Annotated in this window: 18 protein-coding genes; 7 read left to right on the top strand and 11 right to left on the bottom strand. The window is 40.5% G+C overall.

The annotated features are described in order from the left end of the window. Window positions 1-23: 23 nt before the first annotated feature. From LEPBI_RS07210 to purN, 3 genes are read right to left on the bottom strand one after another with little or no spacing between them, the layout of a single operon-like run. On the bottom strand, window positions 24-737 hold the full coding sequence (locus LEPBI_RS07210; protein WP_012388454.1) for a hypothetical protein: 714 nt from the start codon (window positions 735-737) through the stop codon (window positions 24-26). Then, window positions 737-2,278 (bottom strand): bifunctional phosphoribosylaminoimidazolecarboxamide formyltransferase/IMP cyclohydrolase, encoded by a 1,542-nt coding sequence (gene purH / locus LEPBI_RS07215; RefSeq protein WP_012388455.1) that lies wholly within the window; start codon window positions 2,276-2,278, stop codon window positions 737-739. Before purH ends, LEPBI_RS07210 begins: the two co-directional genes overlap by 1 nt. Beyond that, on the bottom strand, window positions 2,275-2,889 hold the full coding sequence (gene purN / locus LEPBI_RS07220) for a phosphoribosylglycinamide formyltransferase (RefSeq protein ID WP_012388456.1): 615 nt from the start codon (window positions 2,887-2,889) through the stop codon (window positions 2,275-2,277). Before purN ends, purH begins: the two co-directional genes overlap by 4 nt. A gap of 77 nt (window positions 2,890-2,966) precedes the next feature. On the opposite strand from purN, the gene fliS reads away from it, so the two are divergent. Genes fliS through LEPBI_RS07235 form a run of 3 tightly spaced genes read left to right on the top strand, consistent with a single transcriptional unit; the run spans window position 2,967 to window position 4,375 of the window. Then, entirely contained in the window at window positions 2,967-3,413 is a 447-nt protein-coding gene (fliS, locus tag LEPBI_RS07225; protein ID WP_012388457.1) for a flagellar export chaperone FliS, read from the top strand. Between the two features lie 15 nt (window positions 3,414-3,428). Further along, window positions 3,429-3,842 carry a hypothetical protein gene (locus tag LEPBI_RS07230; RefSeq protein ID WP_012388458.1) on the top strand — a complete coding sequence of 138 codons (414 nt, stop codon included), beginning with the start codon at window positions 3,429-3,431 and terminating at the stop codon, window positions 3,840-3,842. Then, entirely contained in the window at window positions 3,821-4,375 is a 555-nt protein-coding gene (locus LEPBI_RS07235) for a DnaJ domain-containing protein (RefSeq protein ID WP_012476245.1), read from the top strand. Before LEPBI_RS07230 ends, LEPBI_RS07235 begins: the two co-directional genes overlap by 22 nt. 108 nt (window positions 4,376-4,483) lie before the next feature. Here LEPBI_RS07235 and LEPBI_RS07240 read toward each other — a convergent pair whose 3' ends face one another. The 6 genes from LEPBI_RS07240 to LEPBI_RS07265 form a co-directional block, all read right to left on the bottom strand. Beyond that, window positions 4,484-5,785, bottom strand: a complete 1,302-nt coding sequence (locus LEPBI_RS07240; RefSeq protein WP_012388460.1) for a TRAP transporter large permease — start codon at window positions 5,783-5,785, stop codon at window positions 4,484-4,486. Beyond that, the gene (locus LEPBI_RS07245) at window positions 5,785-6,480 is read right to left on the bottom strand and encodes a TRAP transporter small permease (RefSeq protein WP_012388461.1); all 696 of its coding nucleotides are present in this window, start codon (window positions 6,478-6,480) and stop codon (window positions 5,785-5,787) included. Before LEPBI_RS07245 ends, LEPBI_RS07240 begins: the two co-directional genes overlap by 1 nt. Window positions 6,481-6,501: 21 nt before the next feature. Beyond that, window positions 6,502-7,509 (bottom strand): TRAP transporter substrate-binding protein DctP, encoded by a 1,008-nt coding sequence (gene dctP, locus LEPBI_RS07250; RefSeq protein ID WP_012388462.1) that lies wholly within the window; start codon window positions 7,507-7,509, stop codon window positions 6,502-6,504. A gap of 20 nt (window positions 7,510-7,529) precedes the next feature. Beyond that, window positions 7,530-8,432, bottom strand: coding sequence for a TRAP transporter TatT component family protein (locus tag LEPBI_RS07255; protein ID WP_012388463.1), 903 nt, complete (start codon window positions 8,430-8,432; stop codon window positions 7,530-7,532). 167 nt (window positions 8,433-8,599) lie between these two features. Next, window positions 8,600-9,079 carry an LIC11661 family lipoprotein gene (locus LEPBI_RS07260; protein WP_012388464.1) on the bottom strand — a complete coding sequence of 160 codons (480 nt, stop codon included), beginning with the start codon at window positions 9,077-9,079 and terminating at the stop codon, window positions 8,600-8,602. Next, window positions 9,076-9,696 carry a DedA family protein gene (locus LEPBI_RS07265; RefSeq protein ID WP_012388465.1) on the bottom strand — a complete coding sequence of 207 codons (621 nt, stop codon included), beginning with the start codon at window positions 9,694-9,696 and terminating at the stop codon, window positions 9,076-9,078. Before LEPBI_RS07265 ends, LEPBI_RS07260 begins: the two co-directional genes overlap by 4 nt. 49 nt (window positions 9,697-9,745) lie before the next feature. Here LEPBI_RS07265 and LEPBI_RS07270 point away from each other — a divergent pair, with 49 nt between their 5' ends. Both LEPBI_RS07270 and LEPBI_RS07275 read left to right on the top strand, forming a co-directional pair. Then, the gene (locus LEPBI_RS07270; protein WP_012388466.1) at window positions 9,746-10,915 is read left to right on the top strand and encodes a deoxyguanosinetriphosphate triphosphohydrolase; all 1,170 of its coding nucleotides are present in this window, start codon (window positions 9,746-9,748) and stop codon (window positions 10,913-10,915) included. 37 nt (window positions 10,916-10,952) lie between these two features. After that, window positions 10,953-11,561, top strand: coding sequence for a glutathione S-transferase family protein (locus tag LEPBI_RS07275; protein ID WP_012388467.1), 609 nt, complete (start codon window positions 10,953-10,955; stop codon window positions 11,559-11,561). Between the two features lie 24 nt (window positions 11,562-11,585). On the opposite strand, the gene LEPBI_RS07280 is transcribed toward LEPBI_RS07275, so the two are convergent. Both LEPBI_RS07280 and argC read right to left on the bottom strand, forming a co-directional pair. After that, complete coding sequence (locus LEPBI_RS07280) at window positions 11,586-12,176, bottom strand: nucleoside phosphorylase-I family protein (protein WP_012388468.1); 591 nt, start codon at window positions 12,174-12,176, stop codon at window positions 11,586-11,588. After that, window positions 12,163-13,185, bottom strand: coding sequence for an N-acetyl-gamma-glutamyl-phosphate reductase (gene argC, locus LEPBI_RS07285; protein WP_012476246.1), 1,023 nt, complete (start codon window positions 13,183-13,185; stop codon window positions 12,163-12,165). Before argC ends, LEPBI_RS07280 begins: the two co-directional genes overlap by 14 nt. A 112-nt stretch (window positions 13,186-13,297) precedes the next feature. Between argC and LEPBI_RS07290 the strand changes: the two genes are divergently transcribed. Next, entirely contained in the window at window positions 13,298-14,929 is a 1,632-nt protein-coding gene (locus tag LEPBI_RS07290; protein WP_012388470.1) for a sensor histidine kinase, read from the top strand. Continuing rightward, window positions 14,910-15,467 (top strand): Tll0287-like domain-containing protein, encoded by a 558-nt coding sequence (locus LEPBI_RS07295; RefSeq protein WP_012388471.1) that lies wholly within the window; start codon window positions 14,910-14,912, stop codon window positions 15,465-15,467. Before LEPBI_RS07290 ends, LEPBI_RS07295 begins: the two co-directional genes overlap by 20 nt. Window positions 15,468-15,470: the final 3 nt, after the last annotated feature.

Below are 15,470 nucleotides of genomic sequence, written 5' to 3' on the forward strand. Positions count from 1 at the left end.
TTTCCAAAAAGAGAACTCGTTTCTTACTTAAATTCGTCGGAGAAAGGGTCATCGCCAAGCCCATACTGATCGTTTTCCGCGGCGAATGGGTTTTCTTCTGGATCATCGAATTGGGAGTTTCCGTCGGAATCACTGCCTTCATCGGAAAAGGAATTCCCCCAATCGTTTTCTTCTTCATAGGAAGGAACTGGTTCGAAACTCACACCCAAAATCGGTTCCTTGTTCCAAAGGAAAACAAGGACTGGCAATTGGAGTAAGAGGAGGAGGAGGTAAAATAAAAAATACAAATCACGATCGAGCCCGTAGTGCACGGCCCCACTCGAAAGATTTCCCAAAACAAACCCAGATAAAACTGGTTTCGCCAATCCCAAAATGGATTTTTCCTGGTATGCTTCACGGAGGATGGGATAAGAAAAAAACAAAGCCAAAAAGAAAATTGGCATATGAAAGATATGTTCAAATACCCCTGGCCCTTTTTCTCCCAACATGGAACCAAGAAGGGACCATAACCAGACAAAGATGGCACTTCCCAATAATGCCAAACTTCCATAGAGAAGGTTCCCATTGGATTCCAAAAGATCAAGGAAGATTCGGATGACATCTCCCCTGATGTCTGTTAGTTCCTCTCTTCTATAATTTGATTTCGCAGAAAAAAACAATATCTTCGCGTAATATGATATCGCTGCTGCTACAAATCCAAAAACGAATAAAAAGAGTAGGAAAAGGAAAAATTCCATTAGTGACGGAAATGCCTCATACCAGTGAAGACCATAATGAGCCCATGTTCATCAGCGGCTTGGATCACTTCCTCGTCACGGATGGATCCGCCTGGTTGGATGATCGCTTTGGCACCAACCTTGGCAATGGCATCAATCCCATCCCGAAATGGGAAAAAGGCATCACTCCCTACATAAGAACCCACAACGGAGAGTCCTACTTTCTGAGCTTTCATGGCACCGAGTTCTACGGAATCCACACGAGACATTTGGCCTGCACCAATTCCAAGCGTTGAGTTTTGGTCTGTATACACAATTGCATTGGACTTGATGAATTTCACACAATTCCAAGCAAACATCAAACCTTCCAAATCATCTTCGGTAGGTTGTTTTTTCGAAACAATTTTTAGTTTGTCTTTTGTGATCAAATCATAATCTCTATTTTGAATGAGAAGCCCGTGGTGGAGGGATCGTAAGTCAAGTTCATCGAGTGCTTCATCAAATTTTGCGATCGGGATCAAACGGATGTTTGGTTTCTTTGCAAAAATTTCTAAGGCTTCATTGGAAAAACTTTCGGCAATCACACCTTCCACGAAGTTTTTTGTAATCTCTTCCGCAGATTCTTTTTCCACTCGCCCATGGATTCCGATGATTCCACCAAAGGCAGAAATAGGATCGGTTTTTCTCGCTAGTTCAAACGATTCTAAAACAGTTTCACCAAAGGCAATCCCACAAGGATTTAAATGTTTCACGATCGAGACTGCATTTTTCGGAAGTAAACTTGCTACGTGAAATGCAGCATCAAAATCCAACATATTATTAAATGAAAGTTCTTTCCCTTGTAATGCTTCGAATTGCGATTTGAGAAAGAGTGGTTCGTAAAATGCAGCATCTTGGTGTGGGTTCTCCCCATAGCGTAATTTTTGTTTTTTATTAAAGGCAAAAGTGATTTTATCAGGATATTTGATCCCTAAACGTTTGTTAAAGTAGGAAGAAATGGCGGAATCATAGGATGCGGTTTCTGAAAATACTTTTGCGGCATAACCGAAAGCAGTTTCTCTTGAAATCTTTCCATTGTTTGTCGTGAATTCGTTTTGAAAGGATTCATAATCCTTTGGATCGGTGAGAACCACAACGTTTTTGTGATTTTTTGCCGCCGAACGGAGCATCGACGGTCCACCAATATCAATGTTTTCAATCGCATCTTCTAAAGTGACATCTGGTTTCATCACAGTTTTGACAAAAGGATATAAATTCACAATGACAAGTGTGATGGGAACAATCCCATTGGATTCCATTTGTTTGACGTGATCGGGGTTCGTTGTGTCTCCTAGTAACCCTCCATGGATTTTAGGGTGAAGGGTTTTCACTCGACCATGTAAAATTTCTGGGAAACCAGTGAACTCATCTACCTTTTTCACAGCGATCCCTGCTTTGGAAAGGGCATCGTATGTTCCACCGGTGGATAAAATTTCCACGCCGTGTTTGGTTAGGAAGGAACAGATTTCTGTGATTCCCGTTTTATCAGAAACGGAAACAAGTGCTCTTTTGATTTGAATCATTTTAGGATTTCTACCTTTCGTTCTTTGATTTTTAATTTATCTTCACAAAACAGTTGTATGGCGAGTGGAAGGATTATATGTTCTTCCTTTAGTATTGCCAAGGATAATTCTTTTTCAGTCCATTCCGGTCGAATGGCAATCGCTTTTTGTAAAATGATGGGTCCTGTATCCACACCTTCCCAAACAAAATGGACAGTGCATCCTGCCACTTTGACTCCATAATCCAAGGCTTGTTTTTGAGAATCAAGTCCTGGAAACGCTGGGAGCAGGCTCGGGTGGACATTGATGATTTGGTTTTTGAACCTTTGGACAAATTCTGGTTTCAGAATTCGCATGTAACCGCATGCTACGATTAAGTCAGGGTCATACGCCTCAACTTGCCTGAGTAAATCCCTGTGGTAGTCGGATTTGGATTGGTAAGAGCCGTATGGGATCACTTTGGTGGAAATCCCGAAGTTTTTGGCAATGGTAAGAGCCTTTGCTTCCGGATTGTCGGAAACGAGGGCAAGGATGTCCAATTTTAGCTTCTTTTTTTGGATGGATTCCACCGCCGCCGAAAAATTGGACCCTCGGCCCGAAGCTAAAAAAACAACACGTTTTGTTTTTCCCATGTGATAATCTAAGAATATTCGGATCGGTCATTAAGCAAGTATCCTTTTTGGTCGATGGGAATACACAGGAGAAAAAAATGTCGCTTGCGAGAAAAACCGGTGCCTCTGCTTACAATGAATACAAAGCCAATGAGATCTCAACCGTTAGCCAGATCAAATTGATTGTCATGTTATTTGATGGGGCCATTCGTTTCCTAGGTGTCGCAAAAGACAATATGACTCCGAGAAAGTATGATGTTGTGAATGCAAACATCATCAAAACCCAAGACATCATTACGGAACTTTTATTGTCTCTCAATATGGAAGAGGGAAAAGAAGTCGCAAATAACCTTTTGTCTTTATATATTTACCTGAAAAAAAGGCTTCTGGAAGCAAATATGCGGAAGGACAAGGCCATCATAGAAGAATGTATTAAAATCTTAGGGGAGCTGAAACACTCTTGGGAAGACTTAGAGAAAAAGGAACCACAAGCTCCCTCTCAAAGCGCAGGTTCTAGACCAACTGGAATTTCCATCACAGGATAAGATTTAATTTCCATCATGAAAATGAAACAAACTTCCTTCCAACAACTACTTCTAAAAAAAATCCAATTACTCGATTCTTTGATTTCGAATCTAAAAAAAGAAGAGGAGTTACTTTCCTATCGAGATGCGGATTCAGCAGTCAAATTAGAATTTAAGAACGAAATGTTGGTTCGTAATCTGGAAGAACTAGACAATCAAATTTTGGAACACCCGGAAATGGATGTGCATACCGAAGGTGAAATTGCCTTATCCGAATCTGTCTTTTCGAAGTTAGACGAGGCACGAAACTTACAACAAAAAGTCCAAGAATTACTTGTTTTTGAAATGAACGAAAGTAAAAAAGAGTATTGGGAGTTTAGTATCAAACGTAGACTCAAGTCTCATTTGGTATTTTCCTCTGGCCTTTCATGGACAAAAAACTACTGCTAAATGACTCACTTCAATTTTTAGGATTAAGTACTGGATTTACTGAAGCTGAATTAAGAGACTCCTATCACAAATTAGCAAAAAAATACCATCCCGATACGGGAGAGTTTACAAGCGAAGTGATGTTTCTGGAATTAAACAAACATTACGAGGCATTAAAAGAATTCCTACTCATCTATCATGAAGATGATTTCGAAGACAATTTACAAGAAGTAGGTGGTGAGGGCATTGGGTTTTCCAATCCAAAAAGTGAACACCCTACCGAAAACAAACCTTCCAAGGATCCTATCTTCCAAGAATACAAATTGGCAAAAGAAAAAGAAACAGAAGCCATCCTTCGTTATTACGAAAAAAGAAACCTACATCCGATCGAACTTTCTTCTTCATTAAACCAAGAGTTGGTTCAATTACAAAAAGAATTGGAACCTGTCTTACTCGTATATGCAACCATAACAAGAGAACATCCGAAAAGCCTATGGGCAAGAGATGCAAGGGATTCTTTGGAACGTCTGCGGGTTTGGTGGCCCAAAGGATAAAAAAAAAGCTGGATGGCTCCAGCTTCTTTTTATAACACCTTTTTGGTTCCAAATCTTTCCAAAAGGAAAACAAAAGGAACCAAATGACTTAAACCTTTGTCTGTCGGATTAAGGACTAGGAGCGACGGCGTCTCCACCAAGTAATCCCAGGGAAATGTCTGGGATCCAGCTGATGAGGACAAGTCCAATTAGAAATAGTCCCACAATCGGCGCCACAGATTGGATCACTTTTCCTAACGGCTGTTTGAAGATCCCTGATGCCACAAAGAGGTTGACCCCAACTGGAGGAGTCAGGTAACCAATCTCCAAGTTTACAATCATGATGATTCCAAAATGAACTGGATTGATCCCGTAATTCACTGCCATCGGAGCGAGTAGTGGTGCAAGCACCAGAATGGCACTCATGATGTCCATGAACATCCCAACAACAAGTAACAAGATGTTCACTCCAATGAGAAAGGTGACGGGACTCGAAATGAGTTCCGACATTTTTGCCACTAGGTTTTGAGGGATTTCGTTTTCGATCATGAACTTATTCAAACTCACCGCAAGGATGAGGATGAGAAATAAGATCCCAAGCATCTCAGCGCTTTCCGCCATGATTTTGGGAATTTTTGGAAAACTTAATTCTTTGTGGATGAAAACTTCCACGAGGATGGCATAAAAAACAGCGATGGCTGCTGATTCTGTTGCTGTGAAAAATCCGGAGTAAATCCCACCGAGGATGACAACGGGCATCATCAAAGCAAGTACACCTTCTTTCCAGGCAATCCGAATCTCAGCCCAATCCCATTTCCCTCGGCCCACTTTTCCTGCACGGAAGACAGAATACATCATAAGCAAACTCATGAGTAAAATTCCAGGTCCGATCCCTGCAATGAAAAGGTCTGTCACCGAAACTCCCACCATAATCGCATACACGATCATTGGGATACTCGGTGGGATGATGATCCCTAGGGTTCCACCGGAAGCAAGTAGTCCCATCGAAAACTGAGTGGGGTATCCTGCTTTCGTAAGCGAAGGATACATGAGTCCTCCAATGGCAATCAGAGTGACGGGAGAGGAGCCCGAAATGGCAGCAAAGATACCACAAGAGAAAACTCCCGCGATGGCAAGTCCTGCTGGGATCGGTGCTGTCATGGCTTGTGCGATGCGGATGAGCCTTCGCGCAATACTCCCATGGGTCATGAGATTTCCTGCAATGATGAAAAGGGGAATCGCAAGAAGGATTTCCTTATCACCAGCGAAGAATAAATCGCCTATGATGCTATTGAGTTCATGGAAGGACTCAAGCGGTGGTTCTGGTAAGAAGTAATAACAAAAAACGGTGATGGCACCCATGAGTACGATGAGTGGTTGTCTGAGTAAAATCAGACCAAGTAAGAGTAGGAGTATTCCCCAAGAACCCATTAGTGTTTCCCTCCTGAGTTAGATTCGGAAAGTTCTTTTTCCGCTAGTTCCAAAGCCTCTGTGGCTTCATTGATGTCAGAAGGAATCAAAGAAGGAAAAATTCCATAACACAAATGGCGAAATCCCATTGAGAGAAAGATATAGGGAAAAATCATTTGGACTTTCCATAAATGGATTTCTGTGACTGGGTTTACTTCATCTAAACTAATACTTTCTAAAACATAAATTACGGATAAGTAAGCTAAGAATAAAAAGAAAATGGCAATCACCCACTGTTCGATGATTTTTACATAAAACAAAATGGCCTTTGGCAAAACTTTATCTGCAATTTCTGGCCTTAGGTGAGAACCTTTCGCGCTGGCAAGTGCCGATCCAAAGAGTCCACCCCATAACATAAAATAAAGGGATAATTTTTGTGCCCAAATGATTCCACCAAGGCCCAACCAATCCAAAAAGGAGGAGGTGCCACTATGGATGGATTCCGCAATGTAAACACTCCAATCACCTACAAATCCAGCAAATCCTGTATTGGGATATGCTTCCGTTGCTTCCAAGGTCCAACCTAACACTTTATCGACGACTTCCCTTTTGGAGACGTCTGCGATCATGAGAAGAGTGAGCAGAAGGAAACAAATTCCCCCTGCCCATTTCTCGCCGAAACTCAATGTATTTAGAATTCGTTCGACGAATTTCATTTATCTGTTTCCTTCCTTACTCTATGGGCCACAAGCCGCTTTGGCTTTTTGGATTTTATCGTAGATCTGTTTCGATTGACCACCAATTTTTCCAATCACTTGGCCTGCTACAACACCTGCAGCAGATTTAAATCCAGCAAGGTCTGCCGCTGAAGGCTCATACACTTGCACATCTGCTTTTTTTAGAGTGGCAATCATATTCTTTTCGATGGAACGAACTGCTTGTCTAGCACCTGGAGCAAGTTTGTTTCCTTCACCCATGAGGGTTTTCTTTTGTTCATCATTGAGAGTATCCCAATACTTTTTAGAGTATAGGATGGCTGCTGGTTGGTAAATATGGCGGGTCAAAGTGAAGTATTTGATCGCAGTTTGCCATTCCGCTGCAAGAGTGAAAAGGGGAGTGTTGTCAAACCCTTCCACCACACCTGTTTGTAAGGAGGGAAGGACTTCTGGGATCGCAATGGGAATTCCACTCACACCTAATTGTTTCCAATAGGCAATATGAACTGGAGATTCTTGCACCCTGATTTTGATTCCCTTTAAGTCTTCAGGTTTTTTCACGGGAGCTGATTTGGTTCCGATGGAACGGTACCCGTTTTCTGCCCAAGTGACAAAAATAAGACCCTTCGCTTCAAAAAGTTTTCTAAAATCTTCTAATAGATGTTCGTCGAGAACACAATCTGCTTGTGCATAAGAATTAAAAAGGTAAGGAATTTCCAAAACATTTAATTCTTTGACAGTGTTGGCAAGTGCTCCGGCAGTGAGTCCAGCACCTTGTAGTTTCCCACGAATGACTTGTTGGAGGATTTCGTTTTCTCCACCCATCTGTCCACCAGGATAAATTTTGAATTTAATTTGTCCTTGGGATTCAGCTTCAATTTTCTTTTTGATTTTTGCTAATTCGTTGGCCCAAGGTGATCCTTCGGGAGCAACGGTAGCGAGTTTAACGGTTGTTTGAGCAAAAAGACCCCCACTGATCGTGAGGGCGATACTTACACAAACTAAATATTTTAACTGCTTTAAAAACATCTAGTTCTCCTAGTGATGGTTTATAATTCGTCGAGTAATTTTTTCGCTTTTCGTTGTTCAACGATTTGGTCAGCTTCAATTTCAGGTAACGAAGATGGTTTTCCTTTGAGGACAAATTCTAATTGTTTTTTGAACTTGTCTTCATTTCCTTTAAGGCGGCTTTCCGCATAAAGGACTCGGACTGCAAAATAATTTGGATGTTTTGCAATTGCTTCTTCAAATAATTTGTCTGCTAATTTTTTATCGCCTGTTGGAGAGAGAGCGTTACTAGCTGCATCATACCTGAGAGTTGCTGCATAAAAATATTCTTTCCCCATAGCTTTTTCGATTTCTTTCACTCGATTGACCATCGCAGAAAATTTGGAACGATTAGAAAGGAGAGTTGTAAAACCTACCAAACGAGACCATTTTGCAAGAGATGCATATCTCCAATACAAAGCGTCAATGTCTTCAGGTCCAAGTACATCGAGTGCCTTCTCTACTTCAAGTCCGTCTTTAACCACTTTGTCTCTGAATTTTGGATTCATGGCAAGAGCTGCTTCACACCAGTTTACGGCTGCATCGTAAAATTGAATGGATTCTTCTTTTACTTTTGCATCATCATCAGCATCACCAGTGAGTTTGAGCCATAAATGTCCATCACTCATTAAATAATTACCACGGCACAACATCACTTTTACATCAGTGTATTGTGGGTTTTCGATTGCAAATTTTTCTAAACTAACAAGCACTTGGCGAAGGTCTTGTTCGTTTTGGCGATTCTTCCACAGTTTTTCAATGTCAGCTGGAAGTTTTGCAGGTGTAGTTGCTCGAGTTACATCCGATGCAGAAATTTTCACTTGTCTAGATTTTCCACAAGCAACAACAGATACGAGCACAAGTGTTGCGAGCGCGATTTTTGACCAATGTTTCGTTTGGTTCATTTTTTCATCATCCTCCAAAAATTTTTAGGATTTCTCCCTTTCTATTTGTAGCATCAAAGGGAGACTTTGGGGCAAAAATTTAGAGAAATTCTAAAAAAAGCACAAAGAAATCCCATGATTCCGGAAAAAAATACACGCATTTGACTTAAATGCAAGAAAGTTTTATTTTATGGGACAATAAGCGCGTTGGAGGGGAGGGAGACTCGGTACGAACTGGTGCTATTTGCCAAATTCACCGCAATCCCCAGTGTCCGCATCGAAATATAGGATCCTGGGGTAAGTGTGGCAAAAATGCGACAAGAAACTCCCGCCGTATTGGGGTTTGACGACGGATCCACTTCAAACGTATACTCTACCGGCTGGACAACGGCGGCCTGGGCCAAGAGACAATCGGCACCTATGTTCGTGTCGGTCGGATTTTGGGCAAGACTCTCTGTTGCGGCCTGGTAGAGCCTGTACCCTTGGAAGATGAATTCCGGATTTTGGGCTCTTACTTTGATCGTAAAATTGGAATTTCCATTATTGGTGATCGAAACGAGAGTGGGCGGTGCCTGGACGGAGGTAGTGGTGGAATAGTTGGTGCAGTTCCAGAACCAAACAAAGGTAAGGAAAAAAAAGGAAACAAAAAACGAGTGGATTGGATTCATTTTTTTCCCTTTCCTTCTCGGTGTTTCCTCCGCCACCAGAAGAAAACCAAAATGCCAATGAGTAAAAATACAAGGATGAGGATTAAGGTTTGTCCCCCTCGGACCCAACCCATCAGTTCGTCAAAATTATGAGCAAAATAATAACCTAAATACACCCAAATCGGGACTGAGATGAGGGCAGCAAATCCATCTGTAAGTAAAAATAAGAAAAAACTAATTTGTTTGGAAGTACCCGCCGTAAAAAAAATGGGCATCCGAAGGCCTGGCATAAATCGACCTACAAACACGACCCAACGACCATATTTTTTGAACTGTTCTCGCACTTTGTCAAATCGTTCTGGGTGTAAAACGGTACGTAAAACGGGTAAACTCAGCGCCCTTTCCCCGTAATGGCTTCCGAGCCAAAATACAAACGAGTCTCCGAGAAGGACTCCCGCCATGCCGACGAGAAACATGATATGGACATTCGCATAACCAAGTCCCGAAATCACTCCACCGGCAGTGAGTGAGATGTCTTCCGGTACTGGGAGACCAAATCCGCAGAGGATCAGAATTCCGAAAACGGCAAAATAACCGTATTGCATAAAAATGGAAACTAAGGTTTGTAGAAAGTCCATGAGGGATTTATACTGATTTTATGGTTTCGTCGAAAAAGGAAAGAGATTTATGAAGAAAGGGAGAAACGAACTCCTAAACGATGAAGAAAAAATCCTTGCAACCTATGCGGTAGGGAGCCGAAATTTTGGCGGTCGAGCATACGAGGAGCCGGAACATCCCTACCGTTTGCCATTCCAAAGGGATAAAGATCGAATCATCCATTCCCATGCCTTCAAACGTTTGGAATACAAAACGCAAGTGTTTGTGTATTCAGAAGGAGATCATTTTCGCAATCGTTTGACACATACCTTAGAAGTTGCGGGGATTTCCAAAACCATCTCCAAAGTCCTTGGTTTGAATGAAGACCTAAGCGAGTCAATTGCCTTAGCTCATGACTTGGGGCATTCTCCTTTTGGGCATGCTGGCCAAGAAGCCCTAGCGGAACTCATGAAAGATATCGGTGGGTTTGAGCATAACAAACAATCACTTCGGGTTGTGCAAAAATTGGAACGTAGGTATCCCAATTTTCCAGGACTCAATTTATGTGAAGAAACTCTTCTAGGTATCATGAAACATGGAGGTGGATACGAGTCATCTAACTTACTTGAGGTGAGAAGGACTCTGGGACCCTCACTTGAGGCGATGATTGTGGATGCTTCCGATGAGATCACCTACAGCGCACATGATTTGGAAGACGGATTAGAAAGTGGACTCCTTCAATTAGAAGAAGTGAAAGGACTCATGATTTGGAAACGCATCGATGAAAGTTTGCCAAGTTCAGAAAAAAATTCAAAAACGGAAATGTTATCAATCTCCCGATCGATAGGTCGCATTTCACTCAACTTGATGGTTTCCGATTTGATCGAATCCATTCATAAAATCTTAACCGAATATTCAGTGAATTCGAGAGAGAGTATATCCAAATTGTACCAAAAGAAAATCAAAATCGTTCAGTTCTCAGAAGAGTTTCAAAAGGAATTCAATGAATTGAAACAGTTTTTGTTTCAGAATTTGTACAGGCATTCGGAAGTGTCTCGCATGAGTGAAAGAGGTAAGGAAACGATTTATTTACTCTTTAAACATTTTGAATCTCATCCGGAATCCATCCCAGAATCGTATCGGAACCGAGAGGAAGAAGATGGAAGGATGAGAGTGATTTGTGATTACATTGCCGGCATGACGGATCGTTATGCGATCGAAAAATTAAAACGAGAAGGAATTCTTTGGTTTCCCTATTGATGGACTTCATAAAATAAAATAAGAAACAAAGGTAATTATGTACGGACTTTATTCGCATCCCAATTCCACTTATAGCAAACGTGTTCACATTTATTTACAATATCGAAATTTAGAATATGAAACCATTCATGTTGCACTCGATAAACTAGAGAATCGAAAAAAAACTTTTTTGGCGATCAATCCTTATGGAAAGGTTCCCGTCTTAAAAGAGGGAGAGTTTCTTTTATCTGAATCATCTGCCATCATCCGTTATTTAGAAGAAAAACATTCATTTCCGAATCCTTTGTTCCCCGCGGACTTAAAAGAGAGGGCTCTTTTCAATCAATGGATCAACCAATGTGAGTCTGAATTTTGTTTTCCAGGCAGTGTGATTTATTTTTCTAAAAAATTCATTCCAGAAGAAAAATGGGAAACCAAACGGATGAAGGATTCTGCCAAAAGGATTGGCAGGCATTTTGATATCTTAGAACAGGTACTCAATACAAACCAGTATCTAATTGGGAACCAGTTTGGACTTCTTGAAATCCTTTATGCCCCTTTTATCGAACACTATGAGATGATGGACACAAAGGTTCCCAAGTCTGTAGAAGATTGGATCCATCGTGTTATGGAAGAACCATCCGTAAAAAAAGTATTAAAAACTTAGGTGATAAAGGATATTTTCGGAAGTTTACAACAAAAATAAATTTTGTAATTGGTTCGAAGATTCCCGCCAATGAGTTTGCCATTCGAAGGAACCATTTGGACCCACACCATTCGTAACCACTAAATAAGCAGTAACGGGAATGTGAAACTGGTCCGCGACTTTCGCTAGTCCAAATAACTCCAAATTTTCAAAGGCAAATGTCTGCCAAATTTTGTCTGGTGGGGTTTCCATTGTTTGGAGAGTGATCGAACTCGGAGCGTTACAAATCCCATCGGCAAACATTGGGTCGTTTTGTAAGAGATAAAAAGGTGGGTCCATCGGCAATTGTTTTCCAAGACCAAGTGCCGTAATCAGTTCTTTAGAATATACGGCATTTGGGGAAACAATTGTATTTCGCTTGATCTCACTCCAAGAATAGACACCACAGGATCCTAAAAATACAATTTGTTGGATCTGTGGATTTTTTACTAGGTAAGCAAAGGTTTGGATGGCTTGTTCTAAATTTCCAATTCCCATGGGATTTACATGAGGGAATTTTGGGTGGTTCCGAAGGAGATCAATTTCCCCATCGAAAGCACCTGTGATTAATGTTAGCTGAGGATCAAATGCTAACAAGACCTAAATTTTCCGGATATCCAAACATCAAATTGAGATTTTGTAATGCCTGTCCTGCGGCCCCTTTCACCAAATTGTCAAGAGCGGAAACAAGAACCAATGTATTTCCTTTGGTTTTGAATCCAAGATCCAAGAAGTTTGTATTTTGTACTTTTTTGATCTCAATTTCTTCTGGAGTTTTGTACAATCGAAGGAATGGTTCCTTTTCCGCCACTGCTTGCAGTTTTTCTTGGATTTCTTTTGGATCCACAGGATTTGTAAATTGGATATAAATGGTGGATAAAATTCCTCGGTAAACAGGGAGTAGGTGCGGTGTAAATAGGATTTCTTTTGGTTCGGAACCAACAAACGCATATTCTTCTATTTCTGGTTCATGTTGGTGGCTTAGGATTTTATAAGCTCTAAAATTTTCGTAAACATGTGTATAAGCAAACTTTATTTCTTCTGTCCTACCACCCGCACCACTCACACCAGATTTCGCATCCACGACGACTGGGCCTTGGATGTTTTTTCTTAGATTTCCCAAGATCGCGATGGGTAAAATTGCGGAAGTGGCGTAACAACCTGGGTTTGAAACAAAGTTTGCATTTTTGATTTTTTCACGGAACAATTCAGGGAGACCAAAGACCACTTGGTCCATCATATCAAACTTTGTATGTGGGAACTGATACGCTTTTTCAAATTTGACTTGGTCATGCAATCGAAAGGTTCCAGACAAATCGATGACCTTTCTTCCTTCTTTGAGAAACTCTGGTGCCTTATCTAACGAGACTTCGTTTGGTGTGGCAAGGACAATGTGAACATCTTTCGGAACCTGTGTGTCGTGTTTTTGGAAGACCAAATCGGGAAGATGGCTGAGTTCCGGGAAAACGTCTCGGATGTGTTTGCCATCCACTTGGTTAGAAGTGATATGAACGAGTTGGAAATGTGGGTGGTGGGAGAGTAAACTTGTCAGTTCTTTCCCAGTGAGCCCACCTGCACCGATGATTGCCAGTTTTGTTTGTTTCATAAAAGGAACCAAGGTCAAGATTTTGGGATTCTCCTCCCATGTCAAACGGCTCTGCAAGAGAAATGCTTGATTTTCCCAAACTTTAGCAATGGAATGATCATACTAAAAAATTATGGTGACCTCTTCCTATTTACTCTCCCAGTTTGCCAATCAAATGAAGTCGAAAGGACTCCTCATTTTGATTTCCATTCGGATGGTGATTGTTTGGATCGGGGTAGTCGCCTCATTTTTGAATTTTGGAAAACCTCCGTTTTTCATTGCAGTTTCGTTTACCATTTATTTCCTAAGCACTTCCATTTTGGGAAAACAATTCATCCAAAAATCGCATACAAGTAAAATTTCGAATCCTATCATCATGTTTTTTTTATGCATTGATTACTTGGTTTTGCTCCTTGGTTTTTACTTAGCCATCATGGCTCATCCCATCGGTACGAAATCCTTACCCATTCAAAATTCAATTTTTTTCACATTGTTTTTTTTATTCCAACTCTACATTTCCTTTTTTTTACATAGAAGATTTTCTGCAGTGATGGGTGTTGTTGTGATCCTTGGTTATCTTGGTGGGATTTATATCGCCAAATTAAATGGTGCGGAAATTGACTTTGGATACCAACTGGTTCCGCAAGGTCCCAATCGTGTTGTATTTGTATTAGAGTTTTTGAAATTGATCTTACTTGCAGCGAAAACAATTTGTATTGTCAAATTAGTTTCCTTTTTACTGGATATCTTAGATAATAATAACCAGAAGTTATCAGAAGAATTAAACCAGAGAGAAACCACCTTAATCCAAAATGATCGGCTGGTGACACTTGGTTCACTAGCATCAAATGTTGCCCACGAGATCAAAAATCCACTCGCTGGCATCAAATCAATGGTTTCTTATTTACTATCGGAAGAAAAAAATTTCCTTTCGAACAAAGATCCACTTTGGTATGAAAAAGAAAAAAGTATTCTATGGAAACATCGTACAAGAAAAGAAAAAAGAGAGGAGATGGATATCATTTTGCAATTGTTCCATTTTTTAGAAAGGCGAGACCTGTTTTATTTTGCAGATCGTTGTATTGAGCTCGGTATCAATTATAAAAGTTTCGAAGACATCCCATCACAGGATACAAAATCTTGGGAATCAATTTTTTTATGGCTCAAATACAAGACAATGGAAAATGCTAGTATACTCATCACGAATGCCATCGATCGAACAGAAAAGGTCATTTCTACCTTCCAACAATTTTCAAAACCATTTAGCACAAAAGAAAAGGAAAAGGTGCGGATCTCCGATGGGATTCGAGACATCCTCATTCTCTACCATCAGTATTGGGATGAGAACAGAATCCTTATCACTGATATCGATGATCATTTAGAAACCTACGTCAATGAAGCGGCGATCAAGTTAGTTTGGTCCCACCTAATTTTTAATGCGATCCAAGCAACCGACCCTAAAACGGGAGAGATCAAAGTAGAAGTTAAGTTGAATCCATCCAATCAAATTGAAATCAGAGTGATCGATAATGGAGTCGGGATTCCAGTTGACCTTCAAAAAAATATCTTCCAACCCTTTTATACTACGAAACAAAAAGGAGAAGGGATTGGGCTTGGCCTTTATATTTCAAATTCCATTCTTTCTGAAGAGAATGGTTCGATCACATTTTTTTCTGTCCCAGGCAAAACTGAGTTTATTGTTACCTTACCTATGATGGAATCAAATACACAAAAGGAGATTCAAAATGAAAACAAATCGATTTAGACTGATATTCATAATTTTTTCTACGTTCTTTGTATGGAATTGCCAAAAACAGACGATCGATTATGAGAAAATTGCGATCGAAATCACAAAGGAAGCAAAATCAAACTTACAAGAAAAATTGATGAAAGCGATGAAGGAAGGAGGGACAGAAGCTGCGATTCCATTTTGTCAAGAGAATGCAATGGCGTTTACCAAACGATTGGGAATCGCCAAATCAGTGACCTTAAAAAGGATCACAGATCGTCCTCGTAACCAAATGAATCTGTTCTCAACAGAAGAGGCAAAGATTTTTTCTGAAATCCAAAAAAAGAAATCAAACGATGGCGTATTTCCCAATCGAGTTGTTTCGTCGGATGAGTCAGTGACTGTTTATGTACCAATTGTTGTGATGGGACAATGTGTCCAATGCCATGGAAAACCGGAAAACATCACAAAGGAAACAAAAACAACCCTACAAAGATTCTATCCAAATGACCAAGCAATTGGTTATGAAGTAGGAGATCTGAGGGGATTATTTTCCGTTAGGTTTCCAAAGTAAAGT

It is taken from the genome of Leptospira biflexa serovar Patoc strain 'Patoc 1 (Paris)', from assembly GCF_000017685.1.
In the GTDB taxonomy this organism is placed as follows: domain Bacteria; phylum Spirochaetota; class Leptospiria; order Leptospirales; family Leptospiraceae; genus Leptospira_A; species Leptospira_A biflexa.